Source organism: Vibrio sp. 704 (assembly GCF_033339295.1).
The window spans coordinates 1-748 of the sequence record NZ_JAWOUH010000372.1 but is presented as its reverse complement, the minus strand read 5'-3'; the positions used below and the strand labels follow the sequence as shown (position 1 = coordinate 748).

Here is a 748-nt window from a genome sequence, read left to right as displayed (position 1 = left end):
TTTCGCCTTATATTTCCTGTGCGCCATTGTGGGCGGGCGCTGGGTGTGGCAACACAGCTATCAATCTTTGCTAGATAAACACCAATCACAGCTCGAACAATTTTCTAGCCACATCAAAAATAAGCTCGATAAATACGCCCATATACCCAATCTTTTAGCCAAAGATGATCCTCTTTTTGAAGCTCTACTGAATCCTTCAAATAGCGCTCAACTCGAAATCACCAATCGCTATCTAGAATCGGTGAACAACGTTATTGAAGCGGCAGATACTTATTTGATTGATCAATGGGGCACGACCATTGCAGCAAGTAACTGGCGTAAAAAGCGCTCTTTTATTGGACGCAACTTTGCTTTTAGACCTTACTTCAAACAAGCCATCAGCGGTGAAAGCAGCTAATATTACGCTCTGGGCTCAACATCCGGCCAACGTGGCTATTACTACTCATATCCAATAATTTATGCTGGCGGCGTGTTGGGAATCGTGGTCGTAAAAATGGACTTGAGTAAAATTGAAGATAACTGGCAACAACCTGACAGCGTGTTCGTCGCCAGCGACCCTCACAATATTGTCTTTATGAGCAGCCGGCAGGATTGGCTATTCAAAAGCCTACAACCGTTAAGTGATGCAGATAAAAAGCAAGTTTGGACGAGTAGACAATATCTCGACACACCGATTCCGACATTGGGCTTTGTCGGCAACTTGAATGCACCAAATTCTGAACTGAAACAAGGCTACCCCTACAATAAA

General features: G+C 43.9%; 1 pseudogene. It reads left to right on the top strand.

The window, feature by feature from the left end:
- Positions 1-748: pseudogene (locus R7R24_RS26540) on the top strand (cache domain-containing protein); the annotation flags it as partial.